We start from the raw sequence: 20,866 nt of genomic DNA, 5'->3' as shown, positions 1-20,866 counted from the left end.
AAAGTTTTAATTAAATGATGTCAATATTCACAAATATATTATCTTCATATTATATAATTTGTATATTGAAACTATTGTTAAGGTGTAGTATAGTTAAAAAAGCGGAATAATAAATAAAATCGTTTAATTAAAGAAAGGCGGAGGAATGAAGAAGCTAAGACTTGGAATTATCGGAACCGGCATCATTGCAAGGGCGCACATGGCGGGAATCCTGGAAGCAAGGCAGTCTGAGCTGGCCGCCGTTTGTGATATCAAACCTGAGCAGGCAGAACGGTTTCTGAACCATTTTGGCTTAAACGGGGTAAAAGTGTACCAAAATTATGAGGATATGCTGACCCCGGGAACTGTTGACGCGGTAATCGTTTCGACACCGACAGTATCCCACGCGGAAATTGCAATACAGGCGGCCAAAGCCGGTATTCACGTATTGTGCGAAAAAACAATGGCGATGAATGCTGCGGAAGCAAGAAAGATGGCCGACCAGGTAAAAGGGAAAAAGCTTGTACATACCATTGGCTTTGCCTTTCGATATATCCCTGCAGTCGAATACATCAAGGATTTAATTGAAGCGGGTAAGTTTGGAAAAATCCGCCACTTCAGAGGCAGGTTTTATGCGAATAGGCTGGCTCCTGCGGATCATGTGATGGAATGGAGGCATAGAATGCGGGAGGCCGGAAGCGGAGTAATAGGCGACCTTGCAAGCCATACCTTCGACATGTTCCACTATCTGGCGCGTGGCCAAATGGGCGATATCGTTAAGCTGGCTGCACACGGTGACATTATCATTCCGGAGCGGGTCAATGAAAACGGAGAACGGGAAAAGGTAACCACGGATGAAACGCTTCTCGTCTGGATGAAAACGGCGAATCAAGGCGAAGTAACCTTAGAAAGCAGCCGCTACTCGCCGTTCGAGTTTGAATTCCACATTACCGGGTCAAAGGCGTCGCTGAAATACTGCAATTACAAGTATGATACTGTGGAATATTTAGAATATGAGCGTGAAGGGCTGTACGCACAGAATAACGCGCAGGAATATTCTCCAATACCGGTGCCGGAAAGGTATTATCCAAACCATATAAAGGATCGGTTTATCAGGCAGTACTTAGCTTTTGAACAGGCGATATTAGGCCAGGGGACGGTAAAGACCGATTTTGAAACGGGATATGATAACCAGGTTTTTATGGACTTGATTCAAAAAAGCTATCAGGAAGAAAAAACCATCAGCATTTAATGGATTTAAGGTCGTATGGCTTAAATTATATTTATAAAACTGGAGGAAGAAACATGAAAAAATTACTGGCAATTTTATTAGCCTCCGCGATGATGGCCTCTTTGGCCGCATGCGGAGAAAACAGTGACCCGGCAGAATCCACTCCTACCGGAAGCTCTGAAAAAGAACCTGTCACAATTACATTTTTTGGCGGTGTAGATAATACCGGTACGATTGGGGAGCGGATTGAGCTCTTTGAGGAACAGTATGATTGGATAACTGTAGACTACCAGGAGTTCTCTGGAAACAGCGACGACAGAAAAAAGACGATCATCAACTCTTTGCAGGCTGGTGATGACGAACTGGACGTATTTTTATGTGATACGATTTGGGTTTCCCAATTTGCGGCTGCCGGCTGGCTGACGGACGTAACAGAGGAACTGAACGCAGTGAAAGACCAACACCTGGCCGGTCCGCTGTCAACCTGTATGTATGACAATACTGCATATGCTATGCCGGTGTATTCTGACGCAGGCGTTTTACTGTACAGAAGCGATATCATTGAAACGCCTCCGACAACATGGGACGAATTAGTTGCTATGTGTAAAGAACATGTTGGCAAAGACGGGATTGAATACGGATATGTGTTCCAGGCAAAACAAACTGAAGCAATTGTCTGCAATATGCTCGAATTCATTAAGCAGAACGGCGGAAACGATGTAGTTGACGGTGAAGTTGTCATTGACAGCGATGAAACCAGAGAAGCGTTCCAGTTTGTTCTTGATATGATTGACGACGGCATCGCGCCGGAGGGTGTATTAACCCATATTCCGGATGATACTAGAGTTATCTTTGAGGGCGGCAAGGCTTTATTCTCTCGGAACTGGCCTTATGCATACAGCACAGCACAGACAGAAGGCGGAGATTCCAAGATAGCTGGAAAAGTTGGAATCGCCCCGCTGCCGGTTGGCCCGAATGGGGAGGATTCTTCCGCGACACTGGGCGGTTGGAATATGGCGGCAAGCGCATATACGGATCAGCCGGAGGCTTCCAAGCTGTTTTTGGAATTTATGTCTGGTGAAGAGGCACAAAAGATTATGGTGCTGGGAGACGCGACCTTCCCGACCGTTGCTTCTTTATATGAAGATGAGGAAGTTTTGGAAAAATTGCCGTTTATGGAAGAATTGAAACCTGTTTTGGATGCGGCCAAACCAAGACCGCAGGTATCTGATTATTCCGCGATTTCAACTGTTATGCAGGTTGACATGCACACAATCCTCACCAAAGAGATCAGCGTGGACGAAGGCGTAACAAAATTAGCACAGGATATGAAGGATATTATTGCTGAAATGGGCTAAAAATTATCTTTGGTTAATAACAGCGAGACCTTCTATGGTCTTGCTGTTATTAATATAGAGTTTCTATTTTGGCCGTGAAGATAACAGAGGTGAAAGTATGAAAACAAAAAGGCTAAACCCTGGCGCCAGAGAAAATATAATCGGCTATTCCCTGATTGCTCCGGCTGTCATTCTGATTCTGCTGATCGGTATTGTTCCGATTTTTAATACCTTTTCCTACAGCTTGCAGAATTATGTGCTTTCCAAGCCAAAGGATCGGGGATTTGTCGGCTTGGAGAATTATGTTTATTTATTAACGCAAGATAAGTATTTCTTAATCAGCTTGTGGAATACCCTGAGATTTGCGTTTTTCTCCGTTATTTTACAGTTGGTCGTAGGCTTTATCGGGGCAATGCTGATGCATAAGGCGACTAAGGGCGTTACCCTTGTCCGGGCCGCGGTTTTAATTCCATGGGCAATTCCGGGAGTCATTGTAGCGCAGATGTGGTCGTTTATGTTTAACGACCAGTTGGGCGTCCTAAACCAGATTTTAATGAACCTGGGAATTATTCAGGAAAATATTACCTGGCTGGCGGATAGCTTTTGGGCTTTTGTGGCTGTCGTGTTGACTGATACATGGAAACAATTCCCGTTTGTTGCGTTAATGCTGCTGGCTGGGCTGCAGACCATTCCTCACGAATTGTATGAATCAGCGGAGGTTGACGGCGCCGGAAAGATCAGGCAATTTGTTTCCATTACACTGCCGAACATCAAACCAATCCTGCTGGTTGTTCTGTTGTTCCGGACAATGGGCGCTTTGAGAATCTTTGATATTGTTTACAGTATGACAGGCGGCGGGCCGGCCAATTCTACCACTACTCTGCTACTCCAGGCGTATAACTATTTCTTTAAGGACTTGAATTACGGAAAAGGCTCTGCAATGTCAACGATCATCTTCATCATCATTATGATTATGAGCGTGATTTATATTAAAGTTTTCAGATCGGATGAAGATTAACGGAGGGAATATGAGATGAAAAAGAAAATCAAAATTGGCAAAATATTCGGATTGATTTTTGCTGTATTATTTGTGGCAATTCTTGTGTTCCCCTTTTACTGGCAGCTTATTTCATCCTTTAAAGACCCTGAAGACCTGATGATGATGCCAACAGAAATCTGGCCGTCCAGATTCAGTCTGGATTTCTTTAAAAATGTTTTCTCGGTTCATCATTTTGACACGTTTTTGAAAAACAGTATTATTGTATCCGGATTTTCGATGCTGTTTTCTATTCTGGTAGCGCTGCCGGCAGCCTATGCTTTTACCAGAATTCGGTTTTCGGGATATAAATTCTGGAAAAACTTTATGCTGTTGGCAAATATGTTCCCGATTATCGCAGTGGTAACACCGCTGTTTGTTGTATTTAAAAAATTACACCTGGTCAATACATATGCAGGCTTAATCATCCCGACCATAGTCATCACCCTGCCCTTATCGATCTGGACGTTGGTCGCGTTTTTGGGCCAGATTCCATATGACCTGGAGCAGGCGGCGCAGATAGACGGCTGCACACGTTTGCAGGCTGTATGCAAGGTAATCCTTCCTTTGATGACGCCGGGACTCTTTTCCACAGCGATTATTGCGTTTATCACAGCGTGGAATGAGCTGATGTTTTCCCTTGTTTTTGTCACGAAAAACGAATGGAGAACCGTTCCGGTTGGAATTACTCTGTTTGTCGGAGAATTTACAGTGCCGTGGGGCGATATGGCGGCGGCTTCCATCTGCGCGACTGTTCCGATTGTAATTGTGGTATTGATTTGCCAGAAGCAGATTGTTGCCGGATTAACGGCTGGGGCGGTTAAAGGTTAAAATTATAGCCATGAGAGGTGCTTTAACATGAAAAAAGTAAGAATTGGGATTATCGGTACCGGGTTGATTGCAAGAGCGCATGCAAATGCGATTCAAACATGCTTCCGCGACTGTGAGATTACAGCGCTGTGCGATTTGATTCCGGAAAAGATGGAACAATACGCGGCGGATTTTAAGCTGTCTGCCAAAATGTTTACAGACTATCGGGATTTGATTGACAGTGGGCTGGTAGACATGGTTTCTGTCACGACGTCGAATGACTTTCATAAGGAAATCACCATCTATGCCGCGGGCAAAAAGCTTCCGGTATTGTGCGAAAAGCCGCTGGGGCTGGACGCGCGGGAAGTGGAAGAGATGGCGCAGGCCTGTGAAGAAAACGGGATCCTCAACTTAACCGGTTTCACTTACCGCAGAATTCCGGCCATGATTAAAATCAAAGAAATGATTGATCAGGGCGTGCTGGGGAGAATTTACCATTATAAGGGGAGATTCTATGCAGACCGTCTGGCGAATCCAGATCATCCGTTGGAATGGAGACATCTGGAGGAAAAAGCGGGGAGCGGCGTGCTGGGAGATCTGGCAAGCCATACGCTCGATATGGCCTTGTATCTTCTCAGCAGCCAGTGCAAAACAATTAAAAGCGTATATGCCAACAGTGAAATTTTCGTCCCCTACCGAAAGGATCCGGTTACAGGAGAGCAGGTGAAAGTGACCTGTGACGATTCCTGCAATATTTTAGCAAAATTTGAGGACGGGACGGATGTATGCCTGGAAAACTCCCGTTATTCTCCTTTTGAAATGGAAATCCATATCAGCGGAGAAAAGGGCAGCATTAAGTATAATCTCAGCAAGCATGACGAGTTTGAACTCATGCTGTATGATTCGCCGGCCGATTATTTTAAGACGTTCCAGACTGTCGCGGTAAAAACTCCGGGGACTCCGATCCATCCGGAAGCGAATGACAGAATGGCAAGGCAGTATACCTATTTCATCGATTGCCTGAACCAGCAGGAAGCGGCTCATCCTACTATTCGGGAAACAGTGTATATCCAGCAGTTATTGGACGCGATGAAGAAGTCCTATCAGACTGAGCAGTTGATTAAGCTTTAATTGATTCATGGAATAAAAGGAGAATGAAGAATGAAAGTTGGATTATTTACCAATAGTCTTGCCGCGCAGGGGATGACCGATTTAAGAGAAATCGCACAGTGGGCTGTGGAGCATGGCTTTGAAGAACTTGAGGTTGGCGCTTCGATCCAATTGGACGAAAAGATGTTCGACGACGTTGTTGCCAGGGACGATATTAAAATCGGGGCAATGACAATCTGCAGAAATCCGTTCTTTCCGGGAGAAGAGGGAAAGGCACAGAAAGAAGAGATGATCCGACGCCTGAAATGGGCTATGAAATACAATATTCCTAAATTTGTCACCTCGACAGGGATTGACCGGGGATGCGAATGGGATGAAAAATTTGATTTTTATGATGGAATCCGCAAACGTCCGATCCGTTCGATGGATATGGCAGTGGATTTTTTGAGCGAGCTGCTGGACATCAGTAAAGAGAGCGGAACGAAAATCTGCCTCGAGACCTGTCCGGCTATGGGGAATATAGCTATATCGCCTTACTTGAATCATGAGCTGTTCAGCCGGCTCCCTGATCCGCGCTTGGGAATGGCTTATGACCCGTCACACTTTGTCTGGGAAATGATGGACCCGTATATGCCGATATTTGAGTTTAAGGACAGGATTTTCCATGTTCATGGCAAGGATACGGAAATTAACCGTTATGAGCTAAACCGAAAAGGAATTTTGAGCGATTATTCATGGTGGCGCTATCGTATTCCGGGACTGGGAGAAATTCAATGGAACAAGCTGGTGTCAAATTTGTTTGAGGCCGGCTATGATGGAGTCATTAGTGTAGAGCATGAAGACCCGGTATGGGAAGGAACCATGGAAAAAGTGCAAAAGGGCCTCCTGATCGGGCAGAAGACACTGCGCCATGCTATTAACATGCAGGATTAGAGCGCGGTTCTACCATAAAAAATTGTATAGGAGATGGTTGCAGTGAAGATTGCAATTGGTTCTGATAAGTCCGGTTTCTATTTAAAGGAATTTATCCTTGCCAGGCTGAGCGAAAAGGGAATTGAGATTACTGACCTGGGAACGGCTGATGTGGAGCAGCCGCATCCGTTTTTTGAAGTGGCATCCATAGTAGGTAAAGCTGTCAGCAACGGGGAATATGAAAGGGCGATATTAATTTGCGGAACCGGGATGGGAATGTCCCAGGTCGCAAATAAATTCCGCGGCGTGCTCGCTGCCTGCTGCGAAACGACATACAGCGCCAGAATGTGCCGCGCGATTAATAATTCCAATATTTTGTGCATGGGCGGCTGGGTGATTGGCCCGGAACTTGGGCTGGAGATGGCAGAGGTCTTTCTGTCCACTGAGCACACGCAGGGCTTGGAGGAATGGAGACAGGCCTTTTTAAAGAATGCCTATCAGCAGGTCGTGGAGATCGACCGCACGCAGACTAAGTGAGGCGGATATTGCATAGGCGAAAGCGAGATGGTATCAATGTTAAATCGATTAAATGAAGTGAACAGCTTTGATGTAAAGCCGGTTGACGATCCGGGCTTTAGAAAATACGGAAAGGTATTGACAAAATACGATTTTTCCGGTTTGTTGGAATATCTGGAGCAAAAAACCGCAATTCCGCAGGAAGGAAACTGTTACGTAGCGTCTGAGCCTGAAATGGAAAAAGAGGCGGTTTATGAACTGCTGAAAAAGAATTTCTATGCTGATATGCCGTTAGAGATTGGATACTGCAATGGGAAAAACAGCAAACTGAATGCACTTGAATACCATAAGGGCAGTGAAATTGACGTTGCGGGGACTGATCTTGTGCTGTTGCTGGCGCCGCTGGAAGCAATCGAGGATAATCGGTTGGATACGAAGCTGGTGGAAGCATTTTATGTGAAAGCGGGAACAGCGCTGGAATTGTATGCGACAACTCTGCATTTCTCTCCGTGCAAAGTATCTGACAATGGGTTTAAGTGCGTGATTATTCTGCCGGATCAGACCAATACTCCCTTGGAGCAGATTCCGGAAATGGTTGAAGAGGAAGACCGATTGCTCTGGATGCGGAATAAATGGCTGATTGCGCACGCTGAAAGCGTACCTGCCAGCAAGGGCGCCCATGTGGGCCTGGTTGGAGAAAATTTAGAGGTAAGATATTAATCAGAGGCCATTCTGTGTCAGTCCGGGCTGTGAGAAATTGCTTTTAAAGCTGAGTTATTAAAAAAGGCCATCCGTAAACCTGTTTTTGGTTTACGGATGGCTTTTTTGGCATGATTACAATGCAATGAATATATGTCAGGGAGAGAGTAGACGGAACCGGAATCCGGGATTTCGTCCCTCTGTCCCCCAAACCGCAGACAATGTCTCTTCCCTTACCAAAGCTTTTTGCCCAAATCCTCTTTCCTGGCAAAAGGCCCCGGTAAAACGGAGAGATCACGATGCTCGCCGAAATAGTCGCGGTCAAAGGTGATCGGTGTCCCGTCGGGATTTTCAAACAGCTCTTCCGGTTCAAATGCCTTGCCCAAAACATCGCTGTTTACCATATCGGCCGCAAATCCGTCCAGGAATTCATAGAGATTGGTGGACAGTACCGGTTTGCCGTCCTGTATCATTACCTCTACCTTGATATCATGGCTTGTATCAACCAAATGGTCGGTTTCATTTTTGTATGCTTTTGCACCGTTAAAATAGGCGTTTCCCTTTACCCAAACCGGGAGATGCTGGAAATGTGCCGGCTCCAGCTTTTTCATATTCGGGGTATCGGTATCCATATCAAACTTTTTGATCCATTCGTCATAAGTCGGATAGGCGTCCATAACATGGGTGCCGACCTCACGGTTTTCCTTTTCCATTCCATCGTCGCTGTCATGCCGGATCAGCAAGGGAGTCTCCGGCCATTTTTGGACAAAAATGTTGTTATAGAAACGGTCGTCCCCATGCAGGATGGTCATAAAGCCCATTACCTCCGTGCGGTGCGGGATATGATAAGGGGTATAGCGCGCGCGGTTGACTCCCTCGACGATACTGTCCGTGCCTCCGCCTACGGCGGTGAATGAGCCGCAAATTAGATTGTGCACCATCGCCACGCCTTCAGTCGCCATCCGAAGCGAAGCGTCAGACAGCAGAATGTTGTTGTCAATCAGCGTAGGCCCATGGCTGACCTCCACAAAAATATCCTGACTCATCATCCCGCCCTTTAGCTGCTTGGCAAATTCCGGGCGCTGATTGTCGTGGAAGAGGTTTTGTGTGATTCGGGTTCCCTGCGCTTCCCAGTCGCACCAGATCCCCATCGTGCAGTGGTGGATATAGTTGCGGCGGAAAACAACGTCGATGGCCGCGTGCATTTTGATCCCGGCGATTTCGGCTCCGCCTAACTCCATCATATTGTTGATATGGTGAATATGATTATCTTCAATAATTGAGAATACACCGCCCATACGGCCGATAATACCGCCTTGTTCGCAGTTATGGATATTGCAGCGCCGAATAACATGGCTGCCGACATTTTCTTTCAGCCATCCATGGTACTGGCCTTTACAAACGGCATCCCGTTCCATTTGCGTAGGGCTCTTTACATGTTTATTGGTAAAATAATGTTCATTGTCCGGATCCAGGTACTTGCCCAAACAAATTCCGGCGCATTTGCTGTTGCTGATCTCACAATCCTCAATAATCCAGCCCTTTGACCAGTGCGGCCCAATCATTCCGTCCTGGTATGCAGCCGGCGGCGCCCAGTTCGTCGCTGCTTTGTCGACATGAAAGCCGCTGACAGTAATGTAGCTGACACCGGTTTTAGATGGCATGAAGCAATTGCGCCGCACATTGATTTCTACCTTTTCCTGATTCGGGTTCTTTCCCTGAAAATTGGCATAGATTACAGTATCATCGCCATCCTGTTCGGCATACCATTGATAGACCGAGGCTTCCGGTTCCCAGGAGCATTCATAAATCTCGCCCTTGAGGCACGATTCCAGGCTTTCAGCTTCATAGAGCATTTTATCATTCAGATATACAGCGCCGGTATGCTTGCTTCGGCCTGCAAAATACCAGTCCCCATAAACATAGGTAGTGTATGGATTGTAGCTGCCGAACAGGCTGTTCCCAATCCGGCATACCCATACGCTTCCTTGATATGGTTCCCAGCTTTTCACTTCCTCTGCTCCGGTAATCACCGCGCCCAATGGCTCTGCGCTGCAGTATGTAATTCTGGCCTCCTCTGTTCCGGCATGGATCGGATTAACAGATTCCCGGTATATCCCCGGAGCAACCAGAACCTCATCTCCGGGCAGGGCAATTTGCGCCGCGTCATTGATATGCTTAAATGGCCTTTCCTTTGTGCCGTTTCCGTCACGGAAGGCTTTTGCAGAAACGTAGATCGTCATCTTATTCCCCCTGATTGATCCGATATTCTTATCTAGATATCATTTTATTTATTATTTATATAGTATATTGTCTATAATCTGCTGTCAAGAAATACAGAAAAGAAGGCAAAATACAATATGTTTTTTGCAAGATATGAAATAGAAAGCAGTCATAATTGTTTCGCCGGGAACAGATTTAAATGAAAAATCTATTTTTGCGGCTCGATGCCAATTACAGAAGCAGGAAGAATTCTGGAATTTTCTGAAAGCAAGACTTTTAAAGCTCGGAAGGATGAGCGCTCCAAGCGGCATATGCTTTTAAAGAAATATGATACAAATGCGTCTAAAGCGAAATTTCGAACAGCGTGAAAAAAACTATCAGTTTTTAAGGAGTCGGATCCAGAGACAATAGCTACGGTTTCTATTTGTCGTTTGCAACGAAAAAACAGAGCCTCCGGCCTGGAAATTCAGGCGGAAACTCCGCTTTCTTGCTATTTGATTCGGTTTTATTTTTGGACATCCACGGTAAAACCGTTTTTCGGATTTTGCTCCCAAAAGCCCGCAAACCCGCATGAATACTGAAAAAAATGGAGTGACATCTTTTTTGTCATCCAATCATGGGCTAGGATGACGGAATTGTTACCCCCACGCTTCAAAAATAAAATGAGAATTGGGGTTCAGATTTGATTGCTTTTTTACTTTTGAATGTCCCGCTTTTACAAAATAGAGTAAACTTTGAAAAAAGGCCTAAATACTGGGTTTATGGCATAAAAAGAGGCCGAAATTCAGATGTCTCATTTTTTGAGTTCCAGATTTTCATTTTTTCAGTTTCCATAGATTTCCGATTGCTAGAATCAGAAAATAGATTTATAATAAAAAGAGCTTTTTTCTGTCTTAGCATCAACGTTATTAAGAGTATTTTTTCAAAGAATTAAAAATTAAAAATTCAGAAAAAGTCAATATCTTTTCTTCTATAATAGCGCTATTTATTTCCCTATATATGATGGTATTTTTAGTGAAATAGTGCAATAAAATCTTAGAATAACTCTATTGTTTATCGTTTCATTTACAATATAATGTAGATAAATGCTACGATAAGGAGTGCAAAAAATGAAAGATACTATTTTACTGAATCAAGAATGGGAAATCAAACAAATCGAGAAAAACAGTATATTGTCCAAGGAAGATATCCACGCCTATTCGTATTCTGAAAAATCCTCAGAGGGTTGGATGGCTGTAACAACTATGCCGGCTCAAATCCATGATATTTTAATTGAAAATGATCAAATGAGAAACCATGCGCTGGAAGGCCGGTGTGATAAATTTGAATGGGTCGCACAGAAGGATTGGCTTTATCGATGCAATTTTTCAAATGCACATTCCGGCGATCGTGCTGTGCTTTGTTTTAAGGGGCTGGATACTTTTGTTACTGTTTATTTAAACGGGGAAAAAATTGCGTCGCATCAAAGTATGTATCGGGCGTTAGAGATTGACATAACCAGCCAAATACAGACGAAAAATACGCTCTTATTGCATTTCCGTTCTCCCTATGCCTTTATTGAAGAGTATGAAAATGTTCATGGAAAAGATCATCCGGTTTCGGCAATCAATGCAATGCGAAAGCCGGCAGATGATTTTTCACGTTATTTAGGTGCCCAGCCTAAGTGCATTACAACAATCGGCGTATTTGATGAAATATCAATAACATACAGCAAAGCCTCGATTTCCTTTTTAGATATAGAAACAGATCTAGTCGATGATTACCAAAAAGCAATCGTCAGCTTTACTGCCGACCTTGATTGCACTGCTGATTTGGAGCTTGAGGTATTTGCTTCCCTTTATGATCCAAATGGAAATAAAATTAACTCCGCCGCAATGATGTCTCTGTCAGAAACGAAGCAACTTAATTGGAAATTTCCAATTATGAACCCTTCCCTTTGGTGGCCAAAGGATTATGGGGAACAATCGCTGTATACAGTCGTTGTTGATATTTCTTATCGCGGGGAACAATACGATCAAATTTCCAGGCAATTTGGTTTAAGGGATATCAGAATGAAAGCATTGTTTGATTTCTCTATTAACGGAAAAGCGATTAAATTATGGGGTGGCTGCTTTGCTCCTATTGGCAAAGGCGGCATTTCCCATGTGTTTGACAGCGGCCATTTTCAAAAGGTTATGGATCTGGTAGAAAATGGGATGAATTGTCTGCGCATTTGGGGACCTGGAGAAGCGTATCCGGATGAACTGTATCAGGAAGCAGACCGCAGGGGGATTTTGATTTGGCAGGAATTTTATGGGGATTCGGGTGCTTATCCAGAGGATGAAGCTTTTCTTGAGGAATGTCGGAAAGACGCGGTTTATCTCTTAAAACGCTTAAAGCACCATCCCAGTATCTTTATGTGGTGCGGTGGTAATGAATCCCTGATGTGGTCACATATTGCTGATCCAAACCAAAAGGTTTATGGAAAGGGACTCTATATGGATGAAACGCGGCTGCTATGCGGGCAGTATGATCCCAAACGTTTCTATTTGCCAAGCTGTCCAATGGAGGGACTCTATCCTAATGACCCTATGGAAGGGGATACACATGGCCTGGAACATCGCTGGTGGTTTGTGCCGGGCTGTGACTATCCATACTTTTTTAGCGAAAACACACGTGTTTCCCCCTCAGGTATGAAAAGCCTGCTGCGCTTTATGAAGCCAGAGGAAATTTGGCCTGACGATTATACCGCTTCCATTCGCCCGGGTGACGAATATCAAATTCCTTCGGCCTGGATTTATTATTCGGCAGAGGCATCCAATGAAATGTGGGCGAAGTTTGGACCGGTAGAACAATATTTTACTCCAACATGCGGTGAGGAATTAGTCTATAATGTGGCGGCTGCAAGGGCACAGCACTTTAAGGAAGCTGTTGGCCGTTGCCGCCGTGGAAGGCCTCATTATGAACAGGATCGGCCGCGCCGATGTTTCGGCCATTTAGTCTGGAAATTGAATGATACTCTGCCACAGATTTATTCTGCAGTAATTGACTATTATTCCGAACCTTTTATTCCATATTATGCAATGATTCGCGCTTATACTCCTCTTTTGATTTCCTTTGAAATTGATGATCAAGTATATGTATGGATAACGAATGATTCTGGAGAACGAGTGGAAGGGACTTTGGTATGCAAGATTTTTGATCCTCAGAAAAATACTTATGTAGAAGAACAAAGCCTTGCCATGCCAATTTCTATAGACCATAACGAGTCCAGTTTAATGACAGACCTCTATCAATTTGGTATGATCTGGAGACAAAATCTCCTTTGTGCATGGATTTATGATAAGGAGGGGAATTGTATTGCACATACAGTTGATTTTCTGACTCAGGAACGATATTTTAATTTCCAGAATGCAAATCTGACTCTTCATGAAGACGACGACAGTATTGTGGTTACAACCGACCGGTTTGCACACTGCGTTGAATTGGAAGGAGATGACGAAGGGGATAAATTCAACTGGCTTTTTGAGGACAACTATTTTGATCTTCTGCCCGGTATGGAAAAACGGGTTAGAATAAAAGGAAAGCATCGCCGTGGAACTATCACAGCTAAGGCACAGTATTCGGATCATGTCACCTCTCTCGCCTATCATTTAAAATAAAAATAAATTGAGATTTAGGGTAGTTTATGAAATATGGACTGCCCTTTTATCTCTATTTAATCTATTTGACTAGGAGGGCTTGCTTTGTATAAGGTAGTTATCATTGACGACAATGTCGTATTGCTGAAATCTCTGATGTGTTCGGTTGACTGGGAATCTCTTAGATGCCAATGTACTGGAACTGCGGCTGATGGCATTGCTGGAAAATCGCTGATAGAACGTACCCATCCTGACATCATCCTGACCGATATCAGGATGCCGGGTATCGATGGACTGGAAATGATTAAAACAACAAGACGGCTTCTGCCTTACTGCAAAATTATTATTATTACAGGATATGAGCGCTTTGATTATGCAAAGAAGGCACTGCAGCTAAACGTCGATGAATTCCTTCTAAAGCCAATTGATATCCAAGAGCTTACCAAGACGATAAAAGATCAGGTAAAAAAGCTGGATCAGGCCAGCCAACTGCGCGCTAAGCAACAGCACGAAGCAGAACAATATCTGCGTCAAGCACGTTTGTTAAAAAACAACAGCTATATTCGTAAAACATATGCCCTTTACCAATTATTAAATTCTGAATCCGGATACAGCAGCTCTGCTTTGACAACTTTATCAGAAGAAAATATTTCCGATACAGGGTATGTTATCGCCGTAGTCAAAAAACAGTTTCCGGATGGAGAGTTTTCTAATGAAGAAATAAAACAAATCCGAACGGCAGTTTTCAGACACTATATGGGAAAACGGCCATTGGAATTAGTAGCTTTTATTTTCGATAAACAACTGATTCTCACTGGCTTCGCTTCCCATCAGCATGGAAATAGCTCCACAAAAGAAATAGCGAGGATTTTGCGGATCACTTTACAGGAGCAATTATTTTCCGATCAAATCTGCGCATTTGAAATTTCTCAGCAGTTAGATGCACCTTTATCTCAATTCGGGACGATCTGTCGCCATGCCCTTGAGAGCTTGCAAAAAAAACTCTATTTTGTTGGCAATGAAGCCTACTCTGAATATTCTAACAATATTCCGGCACCGTTATCCAATCCGTTGAGTGCAGATCTGGCACAAAGACTGGAACAGCTCCTCACAACTCACGATCCGGCAGAAGCCAGTCAGCTGATTCAGGACACCATTCACGATGTTGCAATACGATATGGCGGTAATATTTCCCTAGTGGAAAATGCCATGCTGCTTTTTTGTATTATGATAACCTCCCAAATGATTCCTCCTGCTTTTTATACAGAAGAACTGTCTTTTGAAGAGGTTTCCTCCAAAATTAAATCTATACAAAATATTCAAATGCTGACGGATTATATTTTAAGCCTTTATTTTCTGTGCTGTGAAAAACGATCCTCTGACCGTCCTTCATACAGTCTGCTTGTCCAAAGTTTTTATCAATATGTCCGGGAAAATGCCGGAAAAAATCTCACTCTGACAGAAATCGCCTCGTATTTATCGGTAAGTCCCAACTATTTAAGCAGTTTGATCAAGAAAGAAACCGGCGAGAATTTTACTGATATTATCATACGATCCAAAATGGAACTATCCAAAAAATATTTACAGAATGTTTCCTATCGGATTGAAGAGGTAGCAGAACTTGTGGGATACAGCAACTATATCAGCTTTTACAAAGCTTTCAAAAAATGCACCGGCATGACGCCAAAGCAATATCGGCAATACAAACAGGAAGGTACATCTTTATGTTAGGACGATTAATGATAAAAGGCAGCCTGAAAAAAAATTACTGCTTCTGTTTACGGGTATTATCGTCGGATCTATTACTGTGTCGATTACGGTTTGTTTGCATATATCGACGAACAAGCTGATGCAAGATGAAATCGCAATGAACGCCGCACTGACCAGTCAACGGTTTTATAGCATAGATACCGAAATTTCACAGCTTGAAAATGATATATTTTCTGGCTATGTTTCAACTAATCTGGAGCGTCTATTGACCGACAGACTCGCCCAGAACACATCAAGGATCCAACAATTAAAAATCCAGGATGCTGTCAATCAAATGGCATATTTTCAAAGCTCCATAGAGTTTTTGGCAGTACAGGATATGAACGGCAACCTATATTGCGCTCAAAAGAACCTTTCTCAAATTAACGATCAGCTCATCAATAAGCTGTTGTCGGATCAGGAAAGTCTGGATAGTCTATCCGGAAAATATAAATGGTCTATTCAGGACGGTAAAATCATTGCCGAATGTCTGTTATATCAAACCACTCTGACCCGTCCCGTTGGCTATCTCCTTGTGGGAATTGATTCGGACTATTTTAATCGCAGATTACATACAGACCAGGTGGGTTACAGTGCTCTATCTGATCAGGAAGGCGTTGTTTTTTCGGCTTCTGCCGACATCAGTATCGAGGAGTGGGAGAATTTTATCCAGGAGAGCATCATTGACACCTCGCCGGAAACCGGGAAATGGATGCAGGGACAGGACGAATTCTATTATGTACAGAGTGCCAGTCTTGCAGGAAGTAACTGGAGACTATTGTGTGCATTACCGAAAAGCCATTTTACCAGTCAGATGGAAGAAGTACGCCAAAGCGGGGGAATTATTATATTAATATCCACTTTAATTTCTTTTATCTGTATTGCACTGGTTGCCGATTCTCTTTCCCAAAAAGTAAACCTCCTAGTGCGGAGAGCCGACGATATTGCAAACCGGAATTTTTATAACGATATCCATCTTGAGGCCTATGATGAATTGGCAAATCTGTCTACACGCCTGAATGCCCTGGGACAGCAGATGGACCATCTTATCCAGCAGTCTGTGAAACAGGAAAAAAAGAACGGGGAGATCGAGTATCAATGTCTGCACCTGCGCTATCAAGCGATACAGATGCAGCTAAATCCGCATTTTATCTACAACACCTTAGAAACGATCAACAGTCTTGCTCTACTTGAAAATCAAATAGAAATCAGCCAGCTTATCTGCAGGTTTGCACAAATGTTCCGTTTCAGTGTTCAGCGAAACAATCGCGACTCCAGTTTGGCAGAGGAAATGGAATACATTGAAAAATATCTCTCGTTTTATCAGCTTGCTTATTCTAATCGAGTGACTTATTCCACTGAATTGCCGGAAAAACTGAAGAATATTTGTCTGCCCAGTGCAATTTTACAGCCATTAGTGGAAAATGCTCTTGTACATGGAGTGGAACAAAGCTGTCAACCGGTCGAAATTATTGTCCGATGCACAGAAAGTAACCACATACTGCATGCTGCAGTAATAGACAACGGTCCTGGAATCAGTACAGAACAGCTCCAAAAAATCAGACAACATCTAGCCAATGAGCAATGGCAGTTCCCCAACGACTCTGCCGGCAATCATCTGAGTGTTGGATTATACAGTATTCACCGACTAATCCAATTGCGCTATGGCAAACAATACGGAGTAATCATTGAAAGTCAGCCAAACATTAGGACGATTGTACAAATTAATTTCCCTATCGAAGAAAAAAAGAGTAAAATAGACCAATAAATGTGGTAAATAAATATATTGTTTTATATTACGCTTTTCCTATAATAAAGATATCCTAATACTACAGGGAAATAAATTTCAAAGGAGAGTCAACATGAAAAAAGCACTAAGTCTGGTTTTATCAGCATTCATGGCAGCTGCGGTATTTACTGGTTGCGGGGACAATGCAAACAAAGATGGGCAGTCTCAATCTACAGCTACAGGAACCTTATCTGGGGATATGGAAATTATGCACTATATGAGCGGCGATGGAAAGCTCAATGCCTGGGATGATTTTATGAATGCTTTTATGGAAAAACATCCCGATGTAACCATTGAAAGCAGTGGAACTGATTATTCCAATTTCCTGACACTTTTGCGTACCAAAGCTGCTTCCAGTGATATGCCTGACTTCTGGGAAGCAACCCCCATGAAAGTATCTGATATTATTGAAGCCGGAAAAGCGATGGACTTAAAAGCAGCAGGGGTAATCGACGAGCTCCCATTGGGAGAGGATGTATTTGCAGAATGCGTATGGGGAGACGGCGATGAAATTTGGGGTGCTCCATACACATTAAAATCCTTTGCACTGTTTTATAATCAGGATTTGTTTGACAAACATAATGTCGACGTGCCAACTACTCAAAGCGAATTTTTAGAAGCCTGCCAAAAATTTTCCGATGCGGGGATTGATCCGTTTATCCGTGCCAATTCTGACTACACACATCTGTATGTAGACCTGAAAACAGAACTGGTTCCCCGGCTGCAAGCCAGCGGAAATGGAGACTATTACGCTAAGCTGATGTCTGGTGAGAAAAAATTTGCTGATTATGATGAGTTCCGGATTTCCGTCGATAATATGCTCACCCGATATCAATGGGAACGGTTGGATGACCTCTCCAATGACGGAACAGCAGCCGCGGAAAAATTCGCCAATGGAGAAGCGGCGATGTTTGTCGGTATGCAGTCTGTTGTTTCACAATCTTTTTCTACCAATCCAGATTTCAATTTACACTGTGTACCGTACCCGTATTCAGATGATCAGACTGAGAATCACAAGATTGTTGTTGAGATGGAAGATGGCTGGATGATCAGTGCGGATACAGATATTCCTGAGGTTTGTATTGAATGGTTAAAATATCTTTATGAAACGCCGCAGGCTCAGCGCTGGAGCGATGATGTAGGAATGATTATGGTTCAATCCGGTCTGGACACAAGCAAACAGTATGATTATGTACAGGAATTAACAGAATGCTACAGTAACGGAAAATCAGCACAAAATTGTATTCCTCAGCCAATCGGGGAATTTGTACAGAAATGGCGTTCTTATCTCCAGGCATGGATCGCTGATCCAAACCGTTCAACAGATATGCTGATTACCGAGGGACAGGGAGTATATGATGAAATTATTGCTTCCCAGAACTAAATAGGCTGTTTGTTTTGGATTCTGTACATTAGTTCGCGGAATGTGCAGAATCCATTTCATTTATGATAGGAGTGATCCAACATGAATCGCCGATATGGCTTACGATCCAATAAAACGTTATTTAATATTTTATTTCTGGCTCCGACTCTGATTTTCTTTGCGTATGGGGTTGTCATTCCTTTTGCACAGGGTATCCCTTATTCCTTTACAAACTGGAATGCTGTCAGTCCAGACTTTGATTTTATAGGTTTGCGTAATTATATTACCATATTTACCGAAAAACAATTTTTCACAGATTTTAAAAATACTCTTTATTATACGTTGCTTACCACGATCTTTTGCAATCTATTTGGTTTGATTTTTGCAATCGGAGTCTACAAAACTACGATCTACAATAATATATTTCGTACAATTTATTTCATGCCTTTTGTTCTAAGTCTTATTTTAGCAGCCTATATCTGGAAATATATTTACACGGATGTGTATTCGCCCCTGTTTAATGTCTACAGTCCTTTGGCTACAACACAAGGAGCAATTCCGGGGATTGCTGTTATGTCTATTTGGCGTGACAGCGGCTACTGTATGATTATTTTCATTGCCGCCCTGCAGTCTATTCCGGCAGATTATAACGAAGCGGCTATGATTGACGGCGCAGGGCCGATACAGCGCTTCCTGAAAATCACTTTACCGTTGTTAGTGCCTGCTTTCTCTACCAATATTACTTTATTGATGTCCTGGGGTTTTAAGGTATTCGAATTTCCAATGGCAGCTACCCGCGGAGGCTCCGGAGGCGCCTCCGAAACGATCTCAATGTATGCTTATAACAATATTTTCGCCTATTTTAATGCCGGGCTTGGACAGGCCGCATCAGTTATTATGGTAGTGCTGCTTGCGGTAATCACTCTTCTGGTTTCTAAAGCGATACGTTCCAAGGAGGTAGAGTTATGATACAAAAACCGAAAATAAAACAGCTGCCAAGGATTCTGGTTTTTTTGTTCATGCTTTTATTGGCTCTTGTATGGATCTCACCATTTTATATTGCTGTGGTCTATGCGTTTAAATCCCCTACAGATCAAGTGTTTGGGGCACTGGGGCCGCCTTCTAGCCTGTATTTGGAGAATTTCAAAGACGTTTTATTTGATAACAAATTATTTTTTACTGCTTTAAAAAATAGTATTCTGGTAACAATTCCCGTTACCGCCATTCTTCAGATTATTTGCTCTACAAGCGCTTATGTTATTGCGCGAAATAGCGGGCGTTTCTATAAGTTAATTTATTCGTTATTTGTCGCCTCCATTCTAATTCCATTTCAATCTATTATGCTTCCGGTCTATATCAACCTGCAAAAAGTAGGTATGATCAATAATCTTTGGGGCTTTATTCTGATTCGTATCGGATTTACCGTTGCATTTGATACGATCCTAATCACCTCATTTGTTAAGACGATTCCGGTTGTTCTGGAAGAAGCGGCCAGTATTGATGGCGCCGGACGTTTTACAACGTTCTGGAAAATCGTATATCCTACGATGCAACCTGTCAACATTACCGTAATGGTCCTGAATGTTCTTTTTACCTGGAATGACTATAATATCGCATTAATCATTTTGCAAAAAACGGCGGTACGAACCTTACCTATGGCACAATACATATATTTTGGAGAAACAACGACAGAACTAAACCCTGCTTTTGCATTTGCAACACTATCAATGCTTCCGGTAATTATCCTTTATCTTTTCTTTCAAAGGTATATTGTTGATGGAATAGTGGCAGGAGCGGTAAAAGGATAGCTGAATTCTAAGACATATATAAGGGCTTAAAAAAGGGCGCACTGATCCCATGTAATTTGAGCGTTTAAAAGCTCTCCTTTGCGGAGAGATCCGTCGATCTATCTATGAAACTGCCGGAAATTTCTACACTTCTGACAGTGGAAAAAAGGGTGATAAATGAAAAAAGCGGAGTCTCCGGCCTGGAAATCCAGGCGGAAGCTCCGCTTTTTCGCTATTTGATTCGGTTTTATTTTTGGACATCCACGGTAAAACGGTTTTTGGGATTTTGCTTCAAAAAGCCCGCAAACCCGCATGAACACTGAAAAAAATGGTGTGACATCTTTTTTGTCACACCATCATGGTACGCCCGATGCGATTCGAACGCACGACCTTCAGAGTCGGAGTCTGACACTCTATCCAGCTGAGCTACGGGCGCGTCTTTCGGACAACAATATATATTCTACAATATTTTTTTTGATTTGTAAAGGGGTAATTTTCCTCTGCTTTTGTAATCAGGGATTCTTTTTTCAGAAATAATAAATTTTTTTGTAAAAACCTATTGACAACAAGTAAAAATATGTGATATAATAGCGAAGCACCGCAGCGAGAGGGAGGAAAGGAATCCCGGCCAAGGAAAAAAAGTTCTTGACAAAAGCGATGAGGTGTGATAGAATAAACAAGTTGCCGCTCGAGAGGGCGGGGACG

The 20,866-nt window shown here is 43.1% G+C and carries 16 protein-coding genes and 1 tRNA gene; 14 read left to right on the top strand and 3 right to left on the bottom strand.

What is annotated here, in order from left to right; genetic code table 11:
* The first annotated feature begins 145 nt into the window (after window positions 1-145).
* The 8 genes from CZ360_RS00105 to CZ360_RS00070 all read left to right on the top strand — a co-directional run bounded on the left by CZ360_RS00105 (window position 146) and on the right by CZ360_RS00070 (window position 7,651).
* A complete protein-coding gene (locus CZ360_RS00105) occupies window positions 146-1,231 on the top strand; it encodes a Gfo/Idh/MocA family protein (protein ID WP_077532187.1) in 1,086 nt (361 codons plus the stop codon).
* Between the two features lie 53 nt (window positions 1,232-1,284).
* Window positions 1,285-2,568 (top strand): ABC transporter substrate-binding protein, encoded by a 1,284-nt coding sequence (locus CZ360_RS00100; protein ID WP_159438048.1) that lies wholly within the window; start codon window positions 1,285-1,287, stop codon window positions 2,566-2,568.
* Between the two features lie 97 nt (window positions 2,569-2,665).
* A complete protein-coding gene (locus CZ360_RS00095; RefSeq protein WP_077532185.1) occupies window positions 2,666-3,565 on the top strand; it encodes a carbohydrate ABC transporter permease in 900 nt (299 codons plus the stop codon).
* A 15-nt stretch (window positions 3,566-3,580) separates the two neighbouring features.
* Window positions 3,581-4,414, top strand: a complete 834-nt coding sequence (locus CZ360_RS00090) for a carbohydrate ABC transporter permease (RefSeq protein ID WP_077532184.1) — start codon at window positions 3,581-3,583, stop codon at window positions 4,412-4,414.
* A 27-nt stretch (window positions 4,415-4,441) separates the two neighbouring features.
* Window positions 4,442-5,524, top strand: a complete 1,083-nt coding sequence (locus CZ360_RS00085; protein ID WP_077532183.1) for a Gfo/Idh/MocA family protein — start codon at window positions 4,442-4,444, stop codon at window positions 5,522-5,524.
* Between the two features lie 30 nt (window positions 5,525-5,554).
* Entirely contained in the window at window positions 5,555-6,436 is an 882-nt protein-coding gene (locus CZ360_RS00080; RefSeq protein WP_077532182.1) for a sugar phosphate isomerase/epimerase family protein, read from the top strand.
* Between the two features lie 42 nt (window positions 6,437-6,478).
* Window positions 6,479-6,952, top strand: coding sequence for an RpiB/LacA/LacB family sugar-phosphate isomerase (locus tag CZ360_RS00075; protein ID WP_229407944.1), 474 nt, complete (start codon window positions 6,479-6,481; stop codon window positions 6,950-6,952).
* 36 nt (window positions 6,953-6,988) lie between these two features.
* Window positions 6,989-7,651: a DUF4867 family protein gene (locus tag CZ360_RS00070; RefSeq protein WP_077532180.1), complete on the top strand. Its 663-nt coding sequence runs from the start codon at window positions 6,989-6,991 to the stop codon at window positions 7,649-7,651.
* 212 nt (window positions 7,652-7,863) lie between these two features.
* Here the strand turns inward: CZ360_RS00070 and CZ360_RS00065 are convergent, their stop codons facing one another.
* On the bottom strand, window positions 7,864-9,873 hold the full coding sequence (locus CZ360_RS00065) for a right-handed parallel beta-helix repeat-containing protein (RefSeq protein ID WP_077532179.1): 2,010 nt from the start codon (window positions 9,871-9,873) through the stop codon (window positions 7,864-7,866).
* A gap of 1,089 nt (window positions 9,874-10,962) precedes the next feature.
* On the opposite strand from CZ360_RS00065, the gene CZ360_RS00060 reads away from it, so the two are divergent.
* The 6 genes from CZ360_RS00060 to CZ360_RS00035 all read left to right on the top strand — a co-directional run bounded on the left by CZ360_RS00060 (window position 10,963) and on the right by CZ360_RS00035 (window position 20,182).
* Window positions 10,963-13,494: a beta-mannosidase gene (locus tag CZ360_RS00060; protein ID WP_077532178.1), complete on the top strand. Its 2,532-nt coding sequence runs from the start codon at window positions 10,963-10,965 to the stop codon at window positions 13,492-13,494.
* Between the two features lie 84 nt (window positions 13,495-13,578).
* Window positions 13,579-15,204 (top strand): response regulator transcription factor, encoded by a 1,626-nt coding sequence (locus tag CZ360_RS00055; RefSeq protein ID WP_077532177.1) that lies wholly within the window; start codon window positions 13,579-13,581, stop codon window positions 15,202-15,204.
* A gap of 136 nt (window positions 15,205-15,340) precedes the next feature.
* Window positions 15,341-16,990 (top strand): sensor histidine kinase, encoded by a 1,650-nt coding sequence (locus tag CZ360_RS00050; protein WP_159438046.1) that lies wholly within the window; start codon window positions 15,341-15,343, stop codon window positions 16,988-16,990.
* 94 nt (window positions 16,991-17,084) lie between these two features.
* Complete coding sequence (locus CZ360_RS00045) at window positions 17,085-18,395, top strand: ABC transporter substrate-binding protein (protein WP_077532175.1); 1,311 nt, start codon at window positions 17,085-17,087, stop codon at window positions 18,393-18,395.
* 81 nt (window positions 18,396-18,476) lie between these two features.
* Complete coding sequence (locus CZ360_RS00040) at window positions 18,477-19,343, top strand: carbohydrate ABC transporter permease (protein WP_077532174.1); 867 nt, start codon at window positions 18,477-18,479, stop codon at window positions 19,341-19,343.
* Window positions 19,340-20,182: a carbohydrate ABC transporter permease gene (locus CZ360_RS00035; RefSeq protein WP_077532173.1), complete on the top strand. Its 843-nt coding sequence runs from the start codon at window positions 19,340-19,342 to the stop codon at window positions 20,180-20,182. The genes CZ360_RS00040 and CZ360_RS00035 overlap by 4 nt, the downstream gene beginning before the upstream one ends.
* Before the next feature lie 338 nt (window positions 20,183-20,520).
* Here the strand turns inward: CZ360_RS00035 and CZ360_RS00025 are convergent.
* Both CZ360_RS00025 and CZ360_RS14170 read right to left on the bottom strand, forming a co-directional pair.
* Window positions 20,521-20,597, bottom strand: a tRNA-Arg gene (locus tag CZ360_RS00025).
* On the bottom strand, window positions 20,588-20,866 hold a 279-nt coding region (locus tag CZ360_RS14170), incomplete at its 5' end, for a hypothetical protein (RefSeq protein WP_205411090.1). The genes CZ360_RS00025 and CZ360_RS14170, both read right to left, overlap by 10 nt.

It is taken from the genome of Massiliimalia massiliensis (genome assembly GCF_900155615.1).
Classification (GTDB): domain Bacteria; phylum Bacillota; class Clostridia; order Oscillospirales; family Ruminococcaceae; genus Massiliimalia; species Massiliimalia massiliensis.
This window is presented reverse-complemented; position numbering and strand designations above follow the sequence as displayed.